Annotated in this window: 3 protein-coding genes and 2 pseudogenes; 3 read left to right on the forward strand and 2 right to left on the reverse strand. The window is 49.0% G+C overall.

Features of this window, described 5'->3' with window-relative positions:
* The 3 genes and pseudogenes from glmU to ACI3UA_RS03025 form a co-directional block, all read left to right on the forward strand.
* Positions 1-170, forward strand: a pseudogene (gene glmU, locus ACI3UA_RS03015) (bifunctional UDP-N-acetylglucosamine diphosphorylase/glucosamine-1-phosphate N-acetyltransferase GlmU); the annotation flags it as partial.
* 100 nt (positions 171-270) lie between these two features.
* Entirely contained in the window at positions 271-1,233 is a 963-nt protein-coding gene (locus ACI3UA_RS03020; protein ID WP_439723350.1) for a ribose-phosphate diphosphokinase, read from the forward strand.
* A gap of 342 nt (positions 1,234-1,575) precedes the next feature.
* The gene (locus ACI3UA_RS03025) at positions 1,576-2,742 is read left to right on the forward strand and encodes an aminotransferase class I/II-fold pyridoxal phosphate-dependent enzyme (RefSeq protein WP_439723351.1); all 1,167 of its coding nucleotides are present in this window, start codon (positions 1,576-1,578) and stop codon (positions 2,740-2,742) included.
* Positions 2,743-3,112: 370 nt separating this feature from the next.
* On the opposite strand, the gene ACI3UA_RS03030 is transcribed toward ACI3UA_RS03025, so the two are convergent.
* Together ACI3UA_RS03030 and ACI3UA_RS03035 are read right to left on the reverse strand one after the other, a co-directional pair.
* Positions 3,113-3,994 carry a helix-turn-helix domain-containing protein gene (locus tag ACI3UA_RS03030; protein ID WP_439723352.1) on the reverse strand — a complete coding sequence of 294 codons (882 nt, stop codon included), beginning with the start codon at positions 3,992-3,994 and terminating at the stop codon, positions 3,113-3,115.
* 163 nt (positions 3,995-4,157) lie between these two features.
* Positions 4,158-5,037: pseudogene (locus ACI3UA_RS03035) on the reverse strand (S-layer homology domain-containing protein); the annotation flags it as partial.

Genomic DNA, 5,037 nt, shown 5'->3' on the forward strand with positions numbered 1-5,037 from the left:
ATGCCTTTGTGGGCTGCAATACCAGCCTGGTGGCTCCTGTCAGCGTAGGCGAGGGGGCATACATCGGCGCAGGCTCCGTGATTACCAAGGATGTGCCTGCCGGTGAGCTGGCCATCGGCCGTGCCAGACAGAAGGTTATTACCGGCTGGAAGGACAAGCGCCAGCAGTAAAGCAGGCATCAATGGAAATGTATGGGTATATTCAGCGCAAGCTGTTTATATATAGAGGATAAGGAAAAGGAAAAAAGGAATATTGGAGGCATTCAAAAAAATGAACGAAGCTGCGAACAATTTACGACTTCTGGCCGGCAACGCTAACCCTGAGCTGGCAAGGGAAATCTCTGAACATCTCGGAATTCCGCTCATTGAAGCTCAGGTAGGCCATTTCAACAATGGTGAGATTCAGGTCATGATAGGTGAAAGTATTCGTGGAAAAGACATCTTTATTATTCAGCCGACCTGCCAGCCGGTTAATGAAAACCTGATGGAGCTGCTGATTATGACTGATGCCTGCAAGCGTGCATCTGCCAAGAGCGTGACTGCAGTTGTGCCTTATTATGCTTATGCCCGTCAGGACCGCAAGACCCGCGGCCGCGAGCCTATTTCTGCCAAGCTGGTGGCAAATCTCATGTCTGCCGCAGGCTTGAACCGTGTCGTAACTGTTGACCTGCATGCTGGTCAGATTCAGGGCTTCTTTGATATCCCTGTAGACCATCTGGCAGCAGCTCCTGCCCTGGCTGAGTATTTCAAGAGCCTGAATCTGGAGAATGTGGTTGTTGTATCTCCTGACCTGGGCGGTGTTACCCGTGCCCGCAACATGGCTGACCTGCTGGGAACCGGTATCGCCATCGTGGAGAAGCGTCGTCCGCGTCCAGGCTGTGCCGAGGTTATGAACCTGATTGGCGATGTCAAGGGCAAGACCTGCATCATGATTGATGATATGGTGGATACTGCCGGTTCTCTCTGCGAGGGTGCCAAGGCGCTGATGAAGCTGGGTGCCAAGGATGTATATGCCTGCTGCTCCCATGGTATCCTGACTGATCCTGCAACTCAGAGGATTCAGGATTCCTGCATCAAGCAGCTTGTTATTACCAATACCATTCCGGTTGATCCAAAGAAGAAGTGCGATAAGATTATCAGCATTTCCCTTGCTCCGATGCTGGCTGATTTCATCAAGTGCATTTATGAAAACAAGCCTGTAAGCAACCTGTTCAACAAGAACTGGGGCAAATAATACTGGTACTGATGCTGTGCATTGATACAGTGTATTGATGAAGGATAAGGGATAAGACGGAGGCAGGGCAGTACCATTGCAGGCACGCTCTCGCTAGTCAATGAACCTAGCGGTACTAAGCTCTCACGGCGCCTTTGGCTTGTGAATCGCTAAGTACCGAGGTTCATCAATCTACCTGCAATGGTACATGCCCTGCCTCTTGTTCCTGCTGATTCGGTTATATACCAATTGTGCATCAGTTATGTATCATCTGTAACTTGTTGGATAATCAATAGAATTGTTATGGGGCGATGTCTATCGTCCCTTTTTCTGTGTCGGATACTATATGAGGAGGTCGTATAGATGGAATTTGCAAAGCGGATGGAACAGTTTGGGGAAGGTGTTTTTTCCCGTCTGGCCGAGATGAGAAGAAAACGTCTGGCAGAAGGAAAAGAGGTCTTTGACCTGAGCATCGGTGCGCCGAATATTCCTCCTGCCAAAAGGATTATGGAAGTTCTGGCAAAGGCAGTCATGGAGCCGAAAAATTATGTCTACGCCATCAACGATACACAGGCCATGCTGGATGCGGTGGCAGCGTGGTATCAGAGGCGCTATGGCGTGACGCTGGATGCCAATACGGAAATCTGCTCCCTGCTGGGCTCCCAGGATGGCCTGTCCCATATCGCCCTGTCCATACTGGATGCCGGTGATGTGATGCTGGTGCCGGATCCATGCTACCCGATTTTTGCCGATGGGCCGCGGCTGGCGGGGGCGGAGCTGTACTACATGCCGCAGAAAAAGGAAAATGGCTATGTGATTCAGCTGCAGGATATTCCGGAAGAGATAGCAAGAAAGGCCAAATTTATGCTGGTATCCTATCCGAACAATCCTACTGCAGCTATGGCGCCGGAGAGCTTTTATCATGAGCTGGTAGCCTTTGCCAAAAAGCACGATATCATCGTCCTGCACGATAATGCCTATAGCGAGCTGGTTTTTGACGGCAGGAGCTGGGGGAGCTTTTTGAGCATACCGGGAGCAAAGGATGTAGGCGTTGAATTTAATTCCCTGTCCAAGACCTATGGGCTGGCAGGGGCGCGGATTGGCTATTGTGTAGGCAACAGCAGGGTGGTCGGTATGCTGAAAACCCTGAAATCCAACATGGACTATGGCATGTTCCTGCCGATTCAGGCTGCGGCCGTTGAAGCTATAACTGGTGATCAGTCCGTGGTGGCAGAAACAAGAGCCGCTTATGAGCGCCGCCGTGATGTGCTGTGCGACGGGCTGATTGCGGCAGGCTGGCAGATGGACAAGCCGCCTGGAACCATGTTTGTCTGGGCGCCAATTCCGGAGCAGTATGCCGATTCCGAGGCTTTTGTCAAGGATTTGCTGGACAAGACAGGGGTACTGGTAACGCCGGGCAGTGCTTTCGGCCCTTCCGGTGAAGGATATGTACGCATGGCGCTGGTACAGTCCGAGGAGGATATGCAACGCATTGTGGAGGCCGTTAGTGCCAGCGGCATTTTCGCATAAAATAAAAACTCTGTTTGCAACTGTTGCAAACAGAGTTTTTATCTGTTATAATTTAGTAGGTGCTACCAATACGGTAGGCGGTTAGCCCTCTTCGGAGGGACTGTGACCCTCCGTTTACATAGAAACCTTGTAAAAGGAATCTCACGGATGGAGGGAAGTGATAGACATGTCAGTTGAAATCCTCGGCGTGCTCATCGGAACCTTGTGTCTGGTGGTTGCCGCCATTCAGTTAGGATACACAATCGGCAAAGATATCCATAAACAAAAATAGCCGCCTCAGCCTTCAATTGAGCGGCTATCTTTGCCAACCAACATGGGCTAACCGTCTATCGGTAGCACCTTCTTCATGTCTATTATATAACAAATATTTCTATTTTTCAATACCTGCCGGGTTTTCTTTTGGATTCGGGCAGGTATTATTTTTTTTGCAGAATTGGCGATAGGCGGTGGGGGACATAAGCATATTTTTCTGGAATGATTTGCTGAAGGTGTTGTTACTGGCGTAGCCGCATTGCAGGGCAACCGCTTCTACAGGGAGCTGGGTGGCTTCCAGCAGTCGGCAGGCATGGTTGAGCCTGTTGCTGATGATATATTCCTGTGGTGACATCTGCAGGTTATGCTTGAATAGGTATGTCAGATATGTGCGGCTCAGCCCCATGTGGTCAGCCAAATCCTGCACGCTGAATGGCTCCGATAAATGTGAGCGTATGTAATCCACGCATTGATGAGTGTAATCATTGCTTTTTTCAACAGGGGCAGGATTTTTGGAGCTTTCCGTCAGAGTAGCAATAAAGCTGTAAAAATATTCCAGCTGGCGGAATGTGCTGGTATAACTGCCATCCCTGTGAGCCAGCATTTTTTCTATGCAGTCAGCAAGCTGTGTTCCCTGTTGCTCTGAGCAGGAGAAAATAGGTGAATCCTGATTCATGTAAAGGGCACGGATTATATCAGGAGCTTTGTTGCCGCTGAAGCCTACCCAGATATATGACCATGGCTCATCCTGACTGCTTTCGTATCTGGTCACATAGGCCGGTTCAATCAGGAAGCCCTGTCCGGCTTCCAGTTCATAGGTTTTGCCGTCAGCTCCATAGGTCTGGAACACACCCTTGCCGGAAACAATATAATGAAGCAGGTAGCAGGAGCGCACACCGGGCCCCCGGAAATGCCCCGGCTTCGTTTTTGATTTGCCAAAGGTGGTGATAGATAATGAATCGTTGCAGTCAGTGGTTATAAAGCTTTCTGCTTCCTCCATAAAAATCAGCTCCTTCACAAAAAGAGTTCATAAAAATTGACAGCGGCAATGTGTGCTACCGCTGTCAACATAGGGAGGTAATAATTTATTGTGAATTTTCAAATCAGCCGTCAGCATACATAGTGTCTATATTTCCTATATATGTTTTGGATGAAAAATTCAATTAGAAAGTGAACATCAGGTTGGAGAAGTATGCAGTGTGGTTTGCATCAATATTCTGGCCGTAGGTGTCAATAGCCTTGCCAAAGAAGAAGTCGTTGGTGAGAACGATGCTAGGGGAGAAGCGATACCACAGACCGGCTTCCAGACCCTTGCTGCCTGCCTTTTCGGAGCCATGTACAACGCTGGAAAGAATGACAGCATCAGAACCCAGATAACGATACCCTGCATAGGCACCCCACTGCTTGCCGGACCAAGGAGAACCATTATAGGTCAGCTTCAAATCATAGGCGTTGCTCTGATAGCCCTGGTCACCATGGGAATAGAAACCAGTTACATCCCACTTGTCATTAATCTTGTAGCTGGCATCTACAGCTACAATGCCCAGATTGTCACCGAGATATGCAGGGGAATCATACTTGTAGTAACCTGCACCAGCTGCAAATTTGTCGTTAAACTTATGCTCTACAGAAAAACCATAGGACTTGATTTCGCGATCATTTTCAGCTTTTTGAGCAGTAGTAGGACTGTTGTAACGGTCAAAGGCCTTGCCGCCATTCCTCATGAAGCCGGACTGGAAGCTGCCCCAGCCGCCGCCGGAGGAAAGATCATCATTCTTTTCATAAACATGACCAGTATAACCCTTGATGGTTGTCTTGCCGATGTTGTAGTCTACCTCAACACCCTTTATGCGGGAATTTGCTACATAACCACTCTGGAGGCTAGGAGCGAACAGACCAAAGGTAGTGTTGAGATCCTTGCCGATAGGGCCGGATGCATTCAGCTGATAAATCATGGCGTTTACATCGCGGTTGTCATTACCATATCCATCTGCGAAGGATTCTTCACCATTCCATCCTTTTTTGTCAGTTCCCCATTTCCAG

It is taken from the genome of Anaerovibrio sp. (genome assembly GCF_051866355.1).
Taxonomy (GTDB): Bacteria; Bacillota; Negativicutes; order Selenomonadales; family Selenomonadaceae; genus Anaerovibrio.

What these genes read in the sequence shown, in the direction of transcription:
- ACI3UA_RS03030 (WP_439723352.1), bottom strand. Translation starts at nt 3,994, where the DNA reads ATGGAGGAAGCAGAAAGCTTTATAACCACTGACTGCAACGATTCATTA.
- ACI3UA_RS03020 (WP_439723350.1), top strand. Translation starts at nt 271, where the DNA reads ATGAACGAAGCTGCGAACAATTTACGACTTCTGGCCGGCAACGCTAAC.
- ACI3UA_RS03025 (WP_439723351.1), top strand. Translation starts at nt 1,576, where the DNA reads ATGGAATTTGCAAAGCGGATGGAACAGTTTGGGGAAGGTGTTTTTTCC.